This is a genomic window from Sulfurospirillum arsenophilum NBRC 109478 (assembly GCF_000813345.1).
In the GTDB taxonomy this organism is placed as follows: Bacteria; Campylobacterota; Campylobacteria; order Campylobacterales; family Sulfurospirillaceae; genus Sulfurospirillum; species Sulfurospirillum arsenophilum.
In genome coordinates this window covers 483,972-502,994 of sequence record NZ_BBQF01000003.1, presented here as the reverse complement: position 1 = coordinate 502,994, position 19,023 = coordinate 483,972, and the positions used below count along the sequence as shown (strand labels likewise).

Below are 19,023 nucleotides of genomic sequence, written 5' to 3'. Positions count from 1 at the left end.
GAGTTTAGTGCGCTAAACCACCACCCAAAACGCGGTACAACGTCACACGGTTGTTCAGTTCTTCCAAGCGAACAGAAATGAGTGATTGCTGTGAGCTATAGAAAGATCGTTGTGAAAGAAGCGCATTAAGGTACGTATCGACTCCTTTTTGGTAGCGTGCGTCGTAGAGCGTATAACTCTGTTTGGTTGCTTCCACCAAGGCTTCTTGCGCGTGGTATTGATCGTAAATGGTTGCACGCCTTGCTAGTGCTGAACTCACCTCTTTAAATGCGGTTTGAATCGCTGCTTCATACGTTGCAATATACACATCGCGCTTGGCTTTAGCATAATCTAAATTAGCCTCTCTCTCGCCTGCATCAAAAATAGGCAGAGAGATATTCGGTACAAACGACCAGATGGTTGAAGTGCCTCCACTAAAAAGTCCGCTAAGCGTACTTGAGCCCACACCGCCTTTGGTTGTCAACGTTATCGAAGGAAAGTACGCCGCTCTGGCTGAGCCTATATTGGCATTGGCAGCTTTGAGGTTGTGCTCTGCTTCCAAAACATCGGGTCGGTTAAGCAAAATCTCTGAAGAGAGTCCTATAGGAACATCGGACAACCAGTTTTGTGACGCACTCTCAAGCTCTTTTGGTAAAAGTGCCTCATCGACTCTAGCACCCACAAGAAGCTCTAAAGCAGCACGATCTTGAGCCACTTTGGTTGTATAGCTTGCAACATCGGCTTTGGCTTGCTGGAGAATCGTTTGGGCATTATACTGTGAGACTTTAGAGTCAATGCCTAACTCAACCCTTTTTTGCACAAGCTCTAAAGAGTGCTTTGCACTCGCTTCAGTTTGCTGTGAAAGGCTCAAAAGACTTTGGTCGGAAGCATAGGTAAGCCATGCGCTCACCGTCTCTGCTATGAGGGTAATGCGAACCGAGCGCTCTGCTTCCTCAACCCCTTTATACGTTTCAAACTCAGATTCACTGAGGCTTCTCGCTTTTCCAAAAAAATCTAACTCATAACTACTAAGACCCACCGTTGCAGAAGAACTTTGAGAAATAGCTGTGCTATTTTCTCCTGTGACCGAACGCGCTTTAGAGCCTGTTGCGCCTACTTCGATGGTTGGAAATTCACTGCTTCGCTGAACACGGTATGTCGCACGAGCCGCTTCAATATTCGCAACCGCTTTACGCAAATCGCGACTCTGCTCTAAGGATTGAGCAACCACTTTTGAGAGTCTTTCATCGCGAATAAACGCTTGCCATGAAAGCTCTTGTACGCTTCGGGTACTCTCTTTAGCACCCATATCCCACGTGCTTGGAACGGGCGCACTTGGTCGAGCATAATCAGGCGCAAGGGAGACACATCCGCTAAACAAAAAAGATACTACTGCCAAACTCAAGGTGCATCTATGTACTGTACGCATCTTAAACCTCCCCTACCATTGTCGCATGATGCTGACGTTTTGGAAATATTCCACGAACCAACACAAAAAAGAGCGGCACTAAGAAAATCGCTAAGAAGGTCGCACTGAGCGTTCCTCCAATGATACCCGTACCAATCGAAATACGACTGTTTGCCCCCGCTCCACTGGAGAGAGCCAGAGGTAAAACACCCGCAATGAACGCCAGTGATGTCATCAAAATCGGGCGAAGTCTCAGCTTTGAGCCTTCCACAGCGGCTTCGACAAGCGAACTTCCACGATTATACGCCGCTTCCGCAAACTCAACGATCAAAATAGCATTTTTAGAAGAGAGTCCGATGGTCGTTAAAAGAGCTACTTGGAAATAGACATCGTTTTCGAGTCCACGAAGAGATGCCGCAACGACTGAACCAAAAATACCCAATGGAATGACCAATAAAACAGAAAACGGTACGGCCCAACTCTCATAAAGGGCGGCTAAACATAAGAATACGACCAAAATTGAAATGGCATAGAGTTTAACGGTTTGCCCGCTGGAAAGCCTTTCTTGATACGAGAGTCCACTCCACGCAAAGCTTGTGCCTGTTGGCAGAGCTGCCTGCAAAGCTTCCATCTTATCCATCGCAATACCCGAACTAATTCCAGAAGCGGCTGCACCTTGAATCTCATACGATGCCAAACCGTTATAACGGGTGAGCGTCTGCGCACCATAACTCCAACTTGATGTGGCAAATGCGGAAAAAGGCGTCATCACATCTTGACTGCTTTTAACAAACCACTGATCCAAATCTTCAGGCTTAGAGCGAAACGCCATATCGCCTTGTGCATAAACTTTTTTAACCCGTCCACGATCGACAAAGTCATTGACATACTTGCCTGCCCATGCGAAGCTCAGTGTATCGTCAATGTCAGAGAGCGAGAGTCCAAGGGCTACGGCTTTGGCTTCATCAATTTTCACTTTTAATTGCGGTGTTTCACCTAAACTTCCTAAACGAACCGCAGTAAAGAGGCTATCGTTGCGTACATTGCTTAGCAGTGTGTCACGAAAGGTTTTAAACTGTTCACGATCCGTATCGGAGAGGGCTTGAAGCTGGAAGTTAAAGCCATTGCTCTGACCTAGTCCTTGAATGGCAGGAGGATTGAGCGAAAATATCTGTGCATCACGAACACGTGAAAGATTCATCGTGGCGCGATTTGAGATGGTATCGGCTCTGTTGTAAACACCAGGTCTTTGATCCCAGTCTTTGAGTGCCACAAACGCCATACCCGCATTTTGACCACTTCCACTAAAGCTAAAGCCAGAGATGGTAAAGATCGCTTCGGTGTTGTTGGATTCATTATTTAAGAAGTAGCGTTCTATCTCACGCGCAACGGCGTCACTTCGTTTAAACGAAGCACCCTCAGGTAAACTAAACTGAACCATGCTGTTACCCTGATCTTCACTCGGTAAAAAACCAGTCGGTAGGCGTAAAATCAAAAATGCCATCACAGCAGCGATGATGCCATAAAGAAGCATCCAACGTATCGGACGTGCAATCACAGCGCTGACATTGCCTTTGTAACGCTCAATGAGCGACTCAAACGTGTTGTTAAACCAACCAAAGAAACCATGTCCATGTGTTTCAACATGAGGCTTTAACAATGAAGCACAAAGTGCTGGTGTTAGCGTAAGCGCCACAATGACAGAGAGAATCATCGAAGAGACGATCGTAATGGAAAACTGACGATAAATTACTCCCGTTGAGCCTCCAAAAAACGCCATAGGAAGGAAAACAGCAGAAAGAACCGTTGCAATACCAATCAAAGCACTCGTGATCTCTTTCATCGACTTCTCGGTTGCTTCGACAGGAGAGAGCTTCTCTTCACGCATAATACGCTCAACGTTTTCAACAACAACAATCGCATCATCCACCAAAAGACCAATGGAGAGTACCATACCAAACATGGTTAGTGTGTTAATGGAGTAACCAAAAACCTCTAAAACACCAAAGGTTCCTAAGAGAACAACGGGCACGGCGATGGCAGGAATGAGGGTCGCACGCCAGTTTTGCAAAAAGACGAACATAACCACGATGACCAGTAAAATCGCTTCAAAAAGTGTTTTGACAACCTCTTCAATGGAGATGCGAATAAACTTGGTACTATCTCTAGGATACGCTACTTTATAACCATCTGGCATCGTAGGTTCCATCTTTGCAATCGTCTTTTTAATGCGATCAGCCGTTGAGAGTGCGTTAGCCCCAGGGGCTAGCATCACCGCAAGTCCAGAGGCTGGATGACCATTGAGTCTGGTGACATTGCTGTAACTCTCACTTCCAAGTTCCACTCTGGAAACATCACTTAAACGAACGATGGCACCATTGCTATCACTTTTGACAATGATATTGGCGAACTCTTCTGCTGTTTGCAGCTGTGACTTAGCGGTCACGGTGGCATTGAGCTGTTGTTCTCCTGAACTTGGCAATGCACCAATGCTACCCGCAGAGACCTGCACGTTTTGCGCCGTAATAGCACTGCTGATATCGGAGGGCATCAAACTATACGAAGCCAGTTTATTGGGATCTAACCAAATGCGCATGGCATACTGACCACCAAACACTTGCACCGTACCCACACCTTCTAAACGCGCAATCGGATCTTGTAATGTACTGAGCAAATAATCGGCAACATCGACCGACATTTTGGTATCGGTGATGTCATACAAAGAGACAATCATCAAAAAGTCATTTTGCGCTTTCGTAACGCGCACACCCTCATTTTGAACGGACTTTGGAAGACGTGTGGTGATTTGGGCTACTTTGTTTTGCACTTGAACTTGAGCGGTATCGGCATCCGTTCCTTTTTGAAAGGTTACATCAATGCGAGCACTTCCTGAAGAGCTACTGCTGGAAGAAAAATACAAAAGTCCATCAAGCCCTGTAAGTTGTTGCTCAATAATCTGTATGACACTGTTCTCCACCGTTTGTGCAGAAGCTCCCGTATAGGTTGTATCGATGCGAATGGTTGGTGGCGCAACATCAGGGTATTGTGCAACCGGTAAGGTCAGAATCGATCCCATACCTGCAAGCATAATCACAATAGAGATAACCCATGCAAAAATGGGTCTATGGATAAAAAAGTGTGCGATCATTGTGCTTTACCCAAGGTTGTGGTGACATCTACCACACGAACACTATCACCTGCTCGTACTTTACCAGAACCTTCAACAATGACTCTATCGCCCGCATTTAATCCGCTGTTGACAAGCCATGTATCGCCAATGACACGATCGGTTGTGAGTACGCGCTTCTCGACTTTGTTTTCAGCAGTAACGATGAGTGCCGTTGCATTGCCTTTAGGATCACGCTGAACCCCTTGTTGCGGTACTAAAACAGCATTTGCATTGATGGCTTCATCGATGAGTGCGCGCACATACATACCCGGAAGCAAAACACCCTCAGGATTAGGGAATGTCGCACGAAGGGTCACAGAGCCTGTGCTTTCATCGACGGCTATTTCTTGAAATTGGAGATTACCACTGTGTTGATACACCGTACCATCTTCAAGTTTCAAAGAGAGTTTCGTACTGCCGTGCGTTACACCTTTTTGTGCTAACAGTGCTCTCAGTTTTAGCAGTTGCGTACTGGACTGTGCAAGATCCACGTAAATAGGATCAAGTACGCGAATCGTCGCAAGAGCCGTCGTTTGCCCCGCTGTGACAAGTGCTCCAACGGTGTCACTTGAAGTACCAATACGCCCACTAATAGGTGCTTTGATCTTCGTGTATTCTAAATTAATACGTGCTGTTTGCAAGGCTGCTTTTTTTCCATCAATACTTGCAATAGCCTGTAAATAAGCCGCTTTTGCATCTTCCATGTCTTGTTTAGACACGCCATCTATCTTGACAAGATCCGCGTAGCGCTCGCTTTTGAGGCGCGCAGATTCAAGCGTTGCTTCAGCATTTTTGAGTGCGGCATTGGCTTCATCAAACGCGGCTTGATAAGCAGAAGGGTCAATTTGGTAAAGTACCGCATCTTTTTTGACGACTGCACCTTCTTCAAAAAGGCGCGCTTGAATGATACCGCCTACTTGAGGACGTATCTCAGAACTAAGTGTTGCTTTTGTACGCCCCGGTAATTCACGTGTCAACGTAACGTTTTGGGCACTGAGCACATACGTACCAACTTCAACTGACATTGCAGACTTGACAGGTTTGCTCTCACCCGAGCAACCAAGCCATAAGAGTGGTAACGTGAGTAGGAGTGGTTTTAGAGTTTTGATTAGCATCATATTTCCTTGCAAATTACTAACTGACCTTACACACTCTTTGCAACTTTGCACATACTAAAAAGGTATTAGATGCTAGACAGATTTTTGAGTCATAGCTAAAGCTATGGCGATGAAATCTAACGACGCAGATGATGTCTTTTTAGTGTGCCCCTATGGGGTGAGCTTTCATCAACGCATAGGCGTCGTTAAAATGACTTCGATTTGGCTTTAGCCAAACCTTTGTCACTTTGCCTAGCCTCTACATTGATAAAAGCTCATGCAAAATTGTAAAGAGTGCGTAAGGTCAGTTACTAACACCATTTTATCTCTTTTATGTTAACCAAACCTTGCCAAAAAACAGTCAAAGCGTGGTAGAATGCTGTAAAATTATTTTATGAGGAATATCAGTGGTCATTGAATGGGATGAGCGTTTTAGCCTACATCACGCGTTACTTGATGCTCAGCATCAAAAACTTTTTGAGCTTGCTAACGCAGCACAAAGGCTCGACCCCGATAATGCCAACAAAGCTGAACTTGGAAGGCTTTTTAAAGAGTTTTATGACTACATGGGAAAACATTTTAAAGAGGAAGAGGCTTATATGCAAAGTCTTGATTACCCTCTCTTGGAAAAACATAAGAAATTTCATGAAAGCATTATTGATGGCATGACAAACATTTTAAAAGAGAACAAAGGGGTGGTTGAACTTCAAAAAAGCATCCAAATAATCGCCAAAAAATGGCTTGCAGAACATATTTTGGAAAATGATCTTAAAATCGAAAAGTGGCGTAAAAGTATTACTGTTACAGATGAAGATGTCGTATCTTTTCTTTAACCACCTTTACATGTAAACTACTTTTGAGGCTGAACAACACTCAATCCAAGTGCTAACCAATCTTGCAAGCCTCCTCGATACCATAACAATTTTTCTCTCGGATACCCTATTTTGATCAGTTTTTCAATCGCCAAGCCTGACTGAGCACACCACGCTCCATTACAAAAAAGTAGTGCCGTTTTTACATGAGTAAAATCATATGTATCACCTGCTTTTTTAAACCCTAACAGTTTTTGCACTCGCTCAAAATCTTCAGGGATTGCCTCATCGTACTCGATCTCATCAAAAGGAATGTTGATGCTACTGGGTATAGTCATCTGCTCATACCAGTCGCGTTTTCGCGCATCGACTAAAATGTAAGCATTGGGCGCAACATTGGCTTTGTTTTTAATAAAATCAAGCACCTCAATTTCACCCACCGTAACCACGCCTTGTGCGATGTTCATAGGTTGAATTTTACCAACCGTAGTGACAAAGCTTTTTTGGCATAATTTGGGAACATCTTTACCCGCATAATCTCCACTGAAAATCGCTTCTGTATTAATCCAAACATGGTTGCACGAAGAAGGGGTATTGCGTTCAATGACCACGCCTTGCCTCTTTCCATCACTCATCACATGGGTTGTTTTAACACCACTAAATTGCAAACCCATCGGATTTTCAGCCAACAGAGCACCCGTCAAAAGCACTGCAAAAAAAATGAAACGCATCTGCAACTCCTTTATCTCAATGAGGCTATAATAATCTTTTAAAAATATAAAAGAGAAAAAGAAAATACGTTATACTTTTTTTCAAAGGATAACCATGTTAGAGCCATCCATTACCGCTTTTTTAAAAAAACACCACCTTCTCACATTGGCTACATGTAAAGATAATCTTCCCTACTGTGCAAGTTGCTTCTATGCGTTTCATGAGCAGAGCACTACTTTTGTTATCGCAACGGATGAAAAGACAAGGCATGGGCATGAAGCTTTGGGAAATACTCATGTTGCAGGGAGTGTGGCGTTGGAGACAAAACTGATAGGTAAAATCCAAGGAGTACAATTTACAGGAGTGTTTAGAGAAGCAACAGAAGTAGAGAAAAAAGTCTACTTTAAACGTTTCCCCTATGCTATTGCGATGCAACCTGTTTTATGGGGTATCGAGATCACGTATCTTAAATTTACCGATAACACACTTGGATTTGGCAAAAAATTGGAGTTTTTTGCCTCCAATTAAATGCCAAATTGTTTTACATGTAATATTTAAATATTAAGTGGTTTTGTGGAACATGCCGCTGTAAAAACAACGTCCGTTGAACTATTGAGTGCTGTTTCTGTTGAGTCTTGAATGACACCAATCAAAAAGCCAATCGCAACCACTTGCATTGCAATCGCATCATTAATACCAAAAAGACCGCACGCAAGAGGAATTAAAAGAAGTGATCCACCGGCAACGCCTGAAACACCCGCTGCTGCAATGCTTGCAACGACACTTAATAGAAGGGCTGTTGGGATATCAACCGAAATACCAAGGGTATTGACTGTTGCCAATGTTAAGACCGTAATCGTAACTGCTGCTCCAGCCATATTAGCCGTTGCACCCAAAGGAATTGAAATAGAGTAGGTATCTTCATCGAGTCCTAATCTTTTACACAATGCTAAATTCACAGGGATATTTGCAGCCGAACTTCGGGTAAAAAATGCCGTAACGCCACTCTCTTTAAGGCAAAGAAAAATAAGAGGGTACGGATTTTTACGCATTTTGACATAAACAATCAGTGGATTGAGGACAAGCGCCACAAATACCATTGCTCCAACCAAAACAATAAGCAGTTTTCCATAACCTAAAAGTGCTACAAAACCTGTTTCTGCAAATGTTTCAGCAACAATTCCCATAATACCAAATGGTGCCAATTTGATAACCGCTTGAACAATTTTAGTCAATGCTTCACTGGTATCTTCCATTACTTTTTTAGTAGTATCACTGCTGTAATGAAGTGCAAGACCTGCGGCGATTGCCCATGTTAACACACCGATATAATTGCCCGTAGAGAGTGCTTTAATAGGATTATCGACCATGCTTACTAAAAAGCCTTTAACAACGGTAATAATACTTTGAGGAGGCGTTAATCCTGCTTCTGGCCCATTCGCCAGTACCAATGTTAACGGAAAAGAGAAACTAACAACAACCGCAATCAATGCCGATAACAGTGTACCAATGGCATAGAGTTGAACAATAGGTTTGATGTTTGTTTGAACGCCCACGGGTTTGGTTGCAATCGCTGTCGCGACAAGTACCAAAACAAGTGCAGGTGCAACTGCTTTTAACGCTCCAATAAACAGCGTTCCTAAAATAGAAACAGCCTGTGCTGCTGTAGGAGAAACAAGAGCGATACCAACGCCCACCACCATACCGATCAGAATGAGAACAATGAGATTGCCCTCTTTATACCTTGCGACTAATCGCTCCATTGTGTTCCTTTAAGACGCTTACGCATCACACTAAGATGTGTATAACTTGGGAATTTAGTAATACCCAAGTTATTTTAACATCTCAAAGTGACCTCAATGGGACTAAATTTTTTAGACCTTTGAGAGATCCAGCTTTAGTGATTCATTGCTCATAACGCCAACACCTGAAGACAGAATGTTCGAAGCAATCTCTTGTGCCTCTTTAAGTGAGTGCATTTTATACGTCCCACATTGATATACATTGAGTTCTGGAATATCGTTTTCACTCTTTACATGTAAGATATCTTCCATCGCAGCTTTCCATGCATTGACAACACGCTCTTCATTCGGTGTGCCGATTAAACTCATGTAAAAGCCTGTGCGACATCCCATCGGCGAAATATCGATGATCTCAACACCTTGACCGTTTAAATGGTTACGCATAAACCCTGCAAAAAGATGCTCTAACGTATGAATGCCACGCTCTGGTAGTATCGCTTGGTTTGGTTTGCAAAAACGAAGATCAAACACGGTGATCTCATCGCCTTTTGGAGTTTTCATCACTTTTGCAACTCTTACTGCAGGGGCGGGCATTTTGACATGATCTACACAAAAACTATCCAGTAATGGCATTTAAAATCCTTTTTTATTCTATTTTCGTTAAAAAAGTGTACAATAATTTGTCCTATATCTTCTTTACATGTAAAGGAAAATACTTTGAAACGACTGTTGCTTTTTGTCGTCATACTTGCACTTTCGTATGCTTTTATTCAAAGTAAAAATGTTCTTCATATAGCCGCAGGCGTGGCGATCTTTTTGCTTGGTATGCAAAGCCTTGAAGAAGGGTTTCGCTTTTTTGTCGGTGGACTCCTCGATAAATTTCTCAAAAAAATCACCAATAATCTTTACAAAAGTATCCTCTTTGGTGCTGCAATTACCACACTGATGCAATCCAGCGGTCTGGTAGCGGTTATCGCGATCTCCTTTATCAGTGCAGGGCTTATTAGCGTAGCACAAGGTATTGGGATCATTTTAGGTGGAAACATCGGTACGACGACAGGCGCTTGGCTCATTGCAGGACTGGGGCTTAAAATCAACATTGCTACCTATGCCCTTCCGATGCTTGTTTTTGGAACTTTGTTTATTTTTCAGGAGAGCAAACGTCTTAAAGGCATTGGGTATGCCCTTGCAGGGCTTGGTTTCTCCTTTTTAGGCATTGCCTACATGAAAGAGGGCTTTGACGCGTTTAAAGAGACGATTGATCTGACGCAATACTCCGCAGATGGTTTTACAGGATTGATTCTTTTTACGCTCATAGGTGCAGGCATGACCATCATCATGCAGTCTTCGCATGCCTCTTTAGTCCTTATTTTAACAGCGCTCTCCGCTTCGCAGATTACCTATGAGAATGCCATTGCGCTGACGATTGGCGCCAATGTTGGGACAACGATTACGGCTATTTTAGGAGCACTGGGAGCGGGATATGAGGGTAAAAAACTCGCGGGCGCTCACTTTTTAATTAATTTTCTTACAGGATTTCTGCTCATCTGGTTTGTACCGCAATTTATCCATTTTATTGACCTTACAGCACCTTTCTTGGGAATTCCAAATGAAGATTACACACTCAAGCTTGCCCTTTACCATACCTATTTTAATCTGATATGCGTACTCTTATTTGCACCTATGGTGCATGGGTTGGTCGCCCTACTCAATCATCTCATCAAACCAGAAGTCACTCTTGAAAGCCAAAGTGATGATGTTCTCTTTATCAACGACGTTGCCCTTGACTTCCCCGATACGGCACAAGCAACGCTTCTGAAGGAGACCAAACATCTTTACAACAATATTTTTGACATTATCGCGAAAGGATTGAGTGTTAACAAAGAAGATATCAACTCTGGCATGGAGGTAGCAGACATTTTAAAATTGCGCAGCAGCGTAATGCACGTCAATATGGATGAGTATTATGAAAAGCGCATCAAAGAGATTTACGGAAAAATTATTAACTTTGCCATTTTGGCACAAGGTAAGTTTTCCGATGAAAAAAAGCTCCAGTTTATTCCGATTAAAAACGCTACGATAGGTATGGTGGAAGCATTTAAAGCCGCTAAACACATGCAAAAAAATATGCTACGTTACCTTGAATCCGATAATGGAGCCATTAAAAATGAATACAATACGATTCGTAAAAATCTCATCAAACACCTGCGGAATATGCAACTTATTGTCAATACTACAGAAGAGGATATTGCGGTTCTACTTCTCAGTAAACTGAAACTTGATGCCCAGAAATACGACATCGCCGCAAACAAGTCGCTTGATAATCTTATACGTACCAATCAAATCACGTATACCATGGCAACCTCTTTAATGAACGATACAACGTATGCTTTCACCATTGCCTCAGAACTCACTAAGGTAGCTCATATATTGTTTATTCATGCGGACACAGAGTCTTCAGAAGGTCGAGAAGCTTTGATCTTAAATGAAAATGAAGTAACCGATCTAACCTATTCAAACGAGCCAAGGAGTTCATCATGAATGGCTTAAAATTTATTCACAAAATCAAAGAGATTTTTGGCATAACCGTGCCAGATGAAGAGAGTACGAAAAAAAAGACCATTAAAGAGTTGATTAAGAAGCTAAAACTCAGACGCATTACTCTCAAAAAAGAGCTTAAAGATGAGATTGATCTGCTCAAGCGTGAAGCTATTCATGACAGCATAAAAATCATCAAAAAGCAGATTAAAAAAGGGAAGGAAATTGTGGATGATTAGACTCTGTTTTTTCTTGATTTTTCTTTTTTACGGTTGTGCGACCACCACTACTCCTCAAGAAAAAATAGGCGAAGTGCTCCAATCGCACGGTGCTACATCGCTGCATTATGACTATAGTAAGGTTGTTGAAAACCTCATCATCTACAAAGAAAAACTTGATCTTCGCAATCCAAAAAGCTACGGCAAAGAGAGTCAAAATTTTATCATCAACGAAATGCGCACCTCAAAAAACACCATTCGTATGAAATTTAATGGTGTGTCTCTTAAAACCTACGATGATTATTTACGTATCGCTTTCGATAAAAATAACAATATTCCTGATCGCAATGACTTTCTCATTCTTGGACTCTATAAATTGATCTGGGAAACCTATAAAATAGGCGAAGGTCATCAAATAACAACACTCTCATACAATCAAGAGGCCTTTAAAAAGCTCTACTATTACCTTGAAGTGGTCAAATGGAAAATCAAAACGGCTAAAGATAAAAACGATAATTATCTTTTCTTAACATGGCAAAACAACTGGCAGATCGAGTTTCAAAATAGACTTCATGCAGGAGAGCAACCTTCTTGGGAAATGATCCAAAATCTTGCTTTTATTAAAAATCACAAAGAGAGCATTTTAGATCCTTCGAACGCTAACTTTGAAACATTGCTTGGTCAAATTATCTTTCAAGTCAAAAACAGTGCAAGACTCATCGGCAAGGAGCCTATAGATATTGGCATTGATGCGATGATGAGCGTGGTTCTATTTTTATAGACGTTTTTACAAAACGCTTTAACGCCAACAAGCAAAGCTCGTTGACTACGTTGCACTAGGCTACTAAAGCTTGCCAACGATGTTGGCAGAAATATAACCTGATTGTTTTACAAAACGCTTTAACGCCAACAAGCAAAGCTCGTTTTACATGTAAACTTGATCTCGCTCAATCTTTTTAGCTCTTTTTTTAATTATAATACGCCAAATTTAACAAGGAGTCTTTTATGGAAATCAACAATATTCAAGTGTGTAATGTTTGCTTAAGATCAAGCGAAGAGAGTGCGGGGGCTGTGTTTATTAAAGCAATGAAAAATGGTGAAGAGATTCATGTTTGTACAGGCTGTATTCCTCATATCATTCATGGAAGTGGAGATGTGGTAAAGTCAAACGCACAAGTTAAAGCAGAACTTCAAAACTAAAAAAAAAGGGGTACGAAATTTCTTTCGTACCCCTTTACATGTAAAGAGGGCTTATTCGCCCTCTTTAACCTCTTTTCCCTCAGATAATTCATTGGAAAAATCAGCAGTCGCTAGACGGTTGAGTTGTCTCCATCTACGTTGTGCATCTTTTTTATTGTGTTCAAAGAGTGCTTGTGCATGCTCTGGATTTGACTTTTTAAGTGACGCATAACGAACTTCGTTCATCAAGAAATCATCATACAATGCCCAATCAGGCTCTTTCCCTGTAATTTTAACTGGGTTTTTACCTTCCGCTTCAAGGCGAGGATCGTAGGTATAAATTGGCCAGTAACCACACTTCGTTGCAAGCTCACCTTGGTTACCAGATTTTCCCATACCACCTTTAATACCATGAGCAATACATGGAGAATAAGCGATAATGAGTGATACACCAGGATAGGCTTCAGCTGCTTCAAATGCTTTAATCGTTTGTGCTGCAGATGCATTAGAGTTGATCTGTGCAACAAAAACATTACCATAAGTCATCGCGATGTAGCCTAGATCTTTTTTCTGGCTTGGTTTTCCTGCTGCTGTAAATTGAGCAATTGAACCCGCACGTGATGATTTTGAACTTTGTCCACCTGTATTTGAGTAAACCTCTGTATCAAGAACCAAGATGTTAACATCTTCGCCACTTGCGATAACATGGTCAAGTCCGCCATAACCGATGTCGTATGCCCAACCGTCTCCACCAAAAATCCATTGTGATTTTTTAGAAATGTACTGTTTAAGGCTCAGAATGACATCCGCACCTGCAGCTGTTGGGTTTGCTTGTAAAAGTGGTACTAAAAGATCACGAATTTCAGTAGATTTTACTCTATCGTCTCTAAACTCAATCCAGTCTTTGTAAAGTGCTGCGATCGCATTTGGAGCTTTTTCGACAGAAGCATCCATCACTGAGTGAATTCTATGACGCATTGTCTCATTGGCAACATGCATACCAAGACCAAACTCAGCATTGTCTTCAAAAAGTGAGTTACCCCATGCAGGACCATGACCTTTGTCATTTTTGCGGTATGGTGTTGAAGGAGCAGAACCACCGTAAATAGATGAACATCCTGTCGCATTGGCAATCATCATGCTGTCACCAAAGAGTCTGGTTGCTAACGTAATGTATGGTGTCTCACCACAACCTGGACATGCTGCGTGGAACTCAAAGAGTGGTTTTGCAAATTGAGCACCCTTAACGGTGTTTTTAGAAAGAATATCATCTTTATAGGTAACTTTTTTGAAGAGGTAATCTGCATTGACTTGCTCACCCGCTTCAATACTCTCACCGAGTGGAACCATAACAAGAGACTTCTCTTTGGTTGGACATGCTTCAACACAAAGATCACATCCTGTACAGTCGAGTGATGAAACTTGGATTTTGTATTTTAGACCTTTAAGTTCTTTACCTTTTGCGTCAATTGCATGCGTTTTAACACCCTCAGGGGCAGCTGCAAACTCTGCATCATTGATAAGGAATGGACGGATAACAGCATGTGGACACACAAATGCACATTGGTTACATTGAATACAATTCTCTTCGATCCATTTTGGAACCGTTACACCAACACCACGTTTTTCATACTCAGTGGTTCCATGCTCAAATGTACCATCTTCGTAACCATTGAAAACAGAAACAGGTAAGCTGTCGCCACGTGCTGCATTGATTGGTTTTGCAATCGCTTCAACAAATGGAGTACCTTTGTACATAACCACGTCTTGTGTTTTTACTTCATCTTTAAGGTTTGCCCATGATGGATCAACCTCAACTTTGACAAGTCCATTAGCGCCAACATCGATTGCTTTGTAGTTAAGCTCAACGATTTGGTCACCTTTTTTGTGGTAAGATTTATACGCTTGTTTTTTCATAAAGGCTTGTGCTTCTTCAAAATCAATGATTTCTGCAAGTTTGAAGAAAGCAGATTGCATGATGGTATTGCTTCTATTACCTAAACCAATATCACGTGCTAATTTTGTAGCATTGATGATGTAAAACTTAACTTTTTTAGTAGCTAAAATGCGTTTTACTTTATTTGGAATTCTCTTAATCGTCTCATCGGCATCCCAAATAGAGTTAAGCAAGAATGTTCCATTTTCTCTGATACCATCGATTACATCATACAACTCAAGGTATGCCGCTACTGAACAGGCGACAAAGTGAGGGTTTGATACAAGGTAGGTTGAGCGAATTGGATGTTTTCCAAAACGGAGGTGTGAACGTGTAAAACCACCTGATTTTTTGGAATCATATGCAAAATATGCTTGTGCATACATGCTGGTTTCATCACCGATAATTTTAATGGAGCTTTTATTTGCGCCAACCGTACCATCAGCACCAAGTCCGTAGAATAGACACTCTTTAGTCTCAGGCTCACCCAAACTCATTTTCTCTTTAACATCAAGTGATTTAAATGTTACGTCATCAACAATACCTATAGTAAAGTCATTTTTAGGCTCTGCAAGTTTGAGGTTCTCAAAAACGGCTAACATTTGTGCTGGATCAACGTCTTTTGAAGAGAGACCATAACGTCCACCAACAATCACTGGAGCATTTTTTTGTCCATAGAAGACTGCACGGAGGTCAAGATACAATGGTTCACCAATAGATCCTGATTCTTTTGTTCTGTCTAATACTGCAATCTTTTTAACAGACTCAGGCATAACATCCATAAGGTATTTGACACTAAATGGACGGTAAAGGTGTGGCGTAATAAGACCGACTTTCTCACCTTTGCTCATTAAATAATCAATCGTCTCTTTCAAACACTCAGTGACTGAGCCCATCGCAACAATGATACGATCCGCATCTTTTGCACCATAATAGGTAAAAGGTTTATAATCACGTCCTGTCTCTTTTGAGATTTCAGCCATGTAATGCGCTACAATGTCAGGCAATGCGTCGTAAAATTTGTTTTGTGCTTCTCTGCCTTGGAAATAAATATCGTCATTTTGAGCAGTACCACGAGTCTTAGGATGTTCTGGGTTAAGAGCCTCATCACGGAAACGCTGAACAGCCTCTTTGTCCAAAAGTCTATCAAATACTGCATAGTCCATCACTTCAATTTTTTGAATCTCATGTGAAGTTCTGAAACCATCAAAGAAGTGCATAAAAGGAACTCTTCCTTTGATCGCACACAAATGCGCTACACCTGCTAAGTCCATAACTTCTTGAACAGATCCAGAAGAGAGCATTGCATAACCTGTTTGGCGTGCAGCATAAACATCTTGGTGATCACCAAAGATAGAAAGAGCATGGGTTGCAAGTGTTCGAGCAGCGACATGAATAACACTCGGAAGTAAGCCACCTGCCATTTTATACATATTTGGGATTTTGAGTAACAGACCTTGAGATGCTGTATAGGTTGTTGTAAGAGCTCCAGCTTGAAGTGAACCATGAACGGTTCCAGCAGCACCACCTTCACTTTGCATTTCAACAACTTTAACAGGCATTCCAAATAAGTTTTTCTTTCCTTGACTTGCCCAAATGTCGGTAAAATCCGCCATTGGAGAAGAAGGTGTAATTGGGTAAATACCAGCAACTTCGGTAAAGGCGTAAGATGCGTATGCAGCAGCCTCGTTACCATCCATAGTTTTCATGACTTTAGCCATTAAATTCCCCTTGTGTTATTTTTTCATTCATTCTTTGGATTGATGAGTTTCTCATTCTACTTGGCATTCTCTTAATAACTCATAAATGAAAGTTGAACACCTATGATTTAAACTAAGATTAACCAAGCCCTACGCAAAATCATAGTCTAAAAATATGATAAAGATATAACAAAACTATGCGTGATGTGCTATCACTTTGACAGCATCAAGTGCATCATGAACAACAAGCGAAGTGTGTTTTTCGAGCTCAAACTTTGTGCCATATCCACACAAAACACCTATGCCATGGACTCCTGCTTCTTTTGCACTGATAAGATCCATAGGCGTATCGCCAATCATCCATGTCTGCGTAGGATCTGCATTCAAGGCAAACAGCGCTTTTTGGATAGGCTCAGGATGTGGTTTGGGATATGTGACACTCTCTCTTCCAATCAATATTTTGAAGTGATGCATCACCCCTAAATGCTCTAAAAGTTCTTCCGAATAATGTGCCGTTTTTGTGGTTACAATGCCTAAGGTTGCAATTTTGGAAGCGTGCCTAATGGCTTCAAGGGCAAGGGGTAAAAGTGTTGTTTTTTTACGTGAAATAAGTCTGTAATGCTCTTTGTATGCTAAGACATAATCATTTGCTTCTAAGGCATCAATACCTAACATTGTAAACATCAAATCCAGAGGATGCCCTATAAGTTTTTTAACCTGCTCATCCTCGGGTACTTGTCGTCCAAAGGTTTCATAGGCTACCCCAAAACTCTCAAGAATTGCATCGGTTGAGTCGATCAATGTACCATCTAAATCGAATAAAATTGTCTTCATCTTCACCCTTAATACTTCTTTTACATGTAAAATACTATTATAACTTCAACACCATTAAAAAGGAGATACATGTTACCCAAAAGTCTTATACTTTTAGCTCCGCTTATGCTTTGTGCTGCCAACTGGCAAGACGCTGTTAACACAGCAGTGAGTGCAACATCATCAACTCAGAAAAGTGCAACTACAAGCAGTACAACGTCACAAAGCAGTGCCACGTCAGGCGTTAAAGAGGCTCTCAGTCTTGGCGCAAAACAAGCTGTTTCTTTGCTGGGCAAAGAGGGCGGATATTTGAACAATACGGCTGTGAAAATTCCTCTGCCAGCTTCCATGAAACCAGTAGCAACAGCAGCTGAAAAACTAGGTGGCAAAAGCTATGTGGATGATTTTGTCAAAACTATGAATAGTGCAGCGACCAAATCCGTTCCTAAAACGGCTTCCATTTTAAGTGATACGATCTCATCTATGAGTGTGGAAGATGCCAATGCGATCGTAAATGGAAGCAACACCGCAGCAACCGATTACTTTAAAACCAAAGCAGGAACAAAACTGCTGAGTGCCATTATGCCGATTATTAAAGAGAGTATGAGTGAAAGTCAAGTCATGAGTTCGTACCAAAGCCTCAAAGGGTTTGCGGGTGGTAGCAGTGCAACATCAGGAATTTCCAATAACGCTATGGTAGGACAAGCTTCGTCTATTGCAAAAGGATTTGGAATGGGAGATGCCGTTCCTAGTGGAGATGAAAATATTGAAGATTATATTGGTCGAAAAACACTCGATGGACTCTTCTATATGATTGCAGAGAAAGAAAAAGCACTTCGTAGCAATCCAATGGCGAGCGGAAGCTCTATTATTCAACAAGTATTTGGAAAGTAATTACGCCTCAGGAGTATTAGATAATGGAGGATGAGGAATACTTATCCTCTTTTCATCAAAAGCAAGTTTCACTTTCTCAGTCATAGAAAAACTCACCGTTGCAGAGTCTTCATTTTTAACCCAAAAACGTACCACAAGTTTGACACTCGTTTGCGCTAATTCGCTTACAGCAACAAATGGAGCAGGTTCATTTAGGACTTTTGACTCTTTATCAACAATCTCTTGCAATGTCTCTTTTGCCAAACGTAGGTCATCTTCATAACCAATATTAAAGGTTAAATCGACACGAGAGGTAGGTTTTGCGGAAAAATTGATAATATTTTTACCAATGACAGCAGAATTTGGAATAATAATTTGTTTATTATCACCTGTTTTAAGAACGACACTAAAAAGATTTAACTCTTCAACCGTGCCATTTTCTCCTGCAACTTGCACAGAATGACCAATTTTAAAAGGACGGAAAAATACCAGTAAGATACCAGCACCCACGTTAGAAAGTGTCCCTTGAAGCGCTAGTCCAATAGCAAGACCCGCTGTTCCAAGAACCGCTAGAAAAGAGGTGGTGTTTATGCCTAGGTTGCTAAGTGCGGCTAGGATAATCACCACCAAAAGACCAAAATAAATTACATTGGAAAAAAAGCTGGTAATGGTTTCATCAATCTTTGACTTACGCATTCCTTTAACAACAATCGCTGTTAAAAGAGCTGCTATTTTCTTACCAATAAAAAAAATCAGTAGAGAAGCAAGTACTTTCATCCCGTAAAGAGTGACAAAATTGACAATCACTGTCCAGCTTAAATCCATATGTAAATTCATTATAATCCTAA

The 19,023-nt window shown here is 41.5% G+C and carries 16 protein-coding genes; 7 read left to right on the top strand and 9 right to left on the bottom strand.

What is annotated here, in order from left to right; translation table 11 throughout:
* Window positions 1–4 precede the first annotated feature (4 nt).
* From SAR02S_RS10190 to SAR02S_RS10180, 3 genes are read right to left on the bottom strand one after another with little or no spacing between them, the layout of a single operon-like run.
* Complete coding sequence (locus SAR02S_RS10190) at window positions 5–1,384, bottom strand: efflux transporter outer membrane subunit (RefSeq protein WP_232294035.1); 1,380 nt, start codon at window positions 1,382–1,384, stop codon at window positions 5–7.
* Window positions 1,385–1,409: 25 nt separating this feature from the next.
* The gene (locus tag SAR02S_RS10185) at window positions 1,410–4,535 is read right to left on the bottom strand and encodes an efflux RND transporter permease subunit (RefSeq protein WP_041959314.1); all 3,126 of its coding nucleotides are present in this window, start codon (window positions 4,533–4,535) and stop codon (window positions 1,410–1,412) included.
* Entirely contained in the window at window positions 4,532–5,671 is a 1,140-nt protein-coding gene (locus tag SAR02S_RS10180; protein WP_156961462.1) for an efflux RND transporter periplasmic adaptor subunit, read from the bottom strand. The genes SAR02S_RS10185 and SAR02S_RS10180 overlap by 4 nt, the downstream gene beginning before the upstream one ends.
* A 389-nt stretch (window positions 5,672–6,060) precedes the next feature.
* On the opposite strand from SAR02S_RS10180, the gene SAR02S_RS10175 reads away from it, so the two are divergent.
* Entirely contained in the window at window positions 6,061–6,486 is a 426-nt protein-coding gene (locus SAR02S_RS10175) for a bacteriohemerythrin (RefSeq protein WP_041959312.1), read from the top strand.
* 17 nt (window positions 6,487–6,503) lie between these two features.
* On the opposite strand, the gene SAR02S_RS10170 is transcribed toward SAR02S_RS10175, so the two are convergent.
* Window positions 6,504–7,196 carry a rhodanese-like domain-containing protein gene (locus SAR02S_RS10170; RefSeq protein ID WP_052433599.1) on the bottom strand — a complete coding sequence of 231 codons (693 nt, stop codon included), beginning with the start codon at window positions 7,194–7,196 and terminating at the stop codon, window positions 6,504–6,506.
* Between the two features lie 94 nt (window positions 7,197–7,290).
* Between SAR02S_RS10170 and SAR02S_RS10165 the strand changes: the two genes are divergently transcribed.
* Window positions 7,291–7,704 carry a pyridoxamine 5'-phosphate oxidase family protein gene (locus SAR02S_RS10165; protein ID WP_041959310.1) on the top strand — a complete coding sequence of 138 codons (414 nt, stop codon included), beginning with the start codon at window positions 7,291–7,293 and terminating at the stop codon, window positions 7,702–7,704.
* Between the two features lie 26 nt (window positions 7,705–7,730).
* Here SAR02S_RS10165 and sstT read toward each other — a convergent pair whose 3' ends face one another.
* Both sstT and luxS read right to left on the bottom strand, forming a co-directional pair.
* The gene (sstT, locus tag SAR02S_RS10160; protein ID WP_041959308.1) at window positions 7,731–8,939 is read right to left on the bottom strand and encodes a serine/threonine transporter SstT; all 1,209 of its coding nucleotides are present in this window, start codon (window positions 8,937–8,939) and stop codon (window positions 7,731–7,733) included.
* Between the two features lie 111 nt (window positions 8,940–9,050).
* A complete protein-coding gene (luxS, locus tag SAR02S_RS10155) occupies window positions 9,051–9,551 on the bottom strand; it encodes an S-ribosylhomocysteine lyase (RefSeq protein WP_041959305.1) in 501 nt (166 codons plus the stop codon).
* A gap of 84 nt (window positions 9,552–9,635) precedes the next feature.
* Between luxS and SAR02S_RS10150 the strand changes: the two genes are divergently transcribed.
* The 4 genes from SAR02S_RS10150 to SAR02S_RS10135 all read left to right on the top strand — a co-directional run bounded on the left by SAR02S_RS10150 (window position 9,636) and on the right by SAR02S_RS10135 (window position 12,874).
* A complete protein-coding gene (locus SAR02S_RS10150) occupies window positions 9,636–11,459 on the top strand; it encodes a Na/Pi cotransporter family protein (RefSeq protein WP_041959303.1) in 1,824 nt (607 codons plus the stop codon).
* Complete coding sequence (locus SAR02S_RS10145) at window positions 11,456–11,695, top strand: hypothetical protein (protein ID WP_041959301.1); 240 nt, start codon at window positions 11,456–11,458, stop codon at window positions 11,693–11,695. Before SAR02S_RS10150 ends, SAR02S_RS10145 begins: the two co-directional genes overlap by 4 nt.
* Window positions 11,688–12,455: a hypothetical protein gene (locus SAR02S_RS10140; protein WP_041959299.1), complete on the top strand. Its 768-nt coding sequence runs from the start codon at window positions 11,688–11,690 to the stop codon at window positions 12,453–12,455. Before SAR02S_RS10145 ends, SAR02S_RS10140 begins: the two co-directional genes overlap by 8 nt.
* A gap of 224 nt (window positions 12,456–12,679) precedes the next feature.
* Window positions 12,680–12,874 (top strand): hypothetical protein, encoded by a 195-nt coding sequence (locus tag SAR02S_RS10135; RefSeq protein WP_041959297.1) that lies wholly within the window; start codon window positions 12,680–12,682, stop codon window positions 12,872–12,874.
* 51 nt (window positions 12,875–12,925) lie between these two features.
* Here the strand turns inward: SAR02S_RS10135 and nifJ are convergent, their stop codons facing one another.
* Complete coding sequence (gene nifJ, locus SAR02S_RS10130) at window positions 12,926–16,510, bottom strand: pyruvate:ferredoxin (flavodoxin) oxidoreductase (protein ID WP_041959294.1); 3,585 nt, start codon at window positions 16,508–16,510, stop codon at window positions 12,926–12,928.
* Window positions 16,511–16,684: 174 nt separating this feature from the next.
* Window positions 16,685–17,323 (bottom strand): HAD family hydrolase, encoded by a 639-nt coding sequence (locus SAR02S_RS10125; RefSeq protein ID WP_041959292.1) that lies wholly within the window; start codon window positions 17,321–17,323, stop codon window positions 16,685–16,687.
* Window positions 17,324–17,392: 69 nt separating this feature from the next.
* On the opposite strand from SAR02S_RS10125, the gene SAR02S_RS10120 reads away from it, so the two are divergent.
* Window positions 17,393–18,196, top strand: coding sequence for a DUF4197 domain-containing protein (locus SAR02S_RS10120; RefSeq protein WP_041959290.1), 804 nt, complete (start codon window positions 17,393–17,395; stop codon window positions 18,194–18,196).
* Here SAR02S_RS10120 and SAR02S_RS10115 read toward each other — a convergent pair whose 3' ends face one another.
* The gene (locus SAR02S_RS10115) at window positions 18,197–19,012 is read right to left on the bottom strand and encodes a mechanosensitive ion channel family protein (RefSeq protein WP_052433598.1); all 816 of its coding nucleotides are present in this window, start codon (window positions 19,010–19,012) and stop codon (window positions 18,197–18,199) included.
* Window positions 19,013–19,023: the final 11 nt, after the last annotated feature.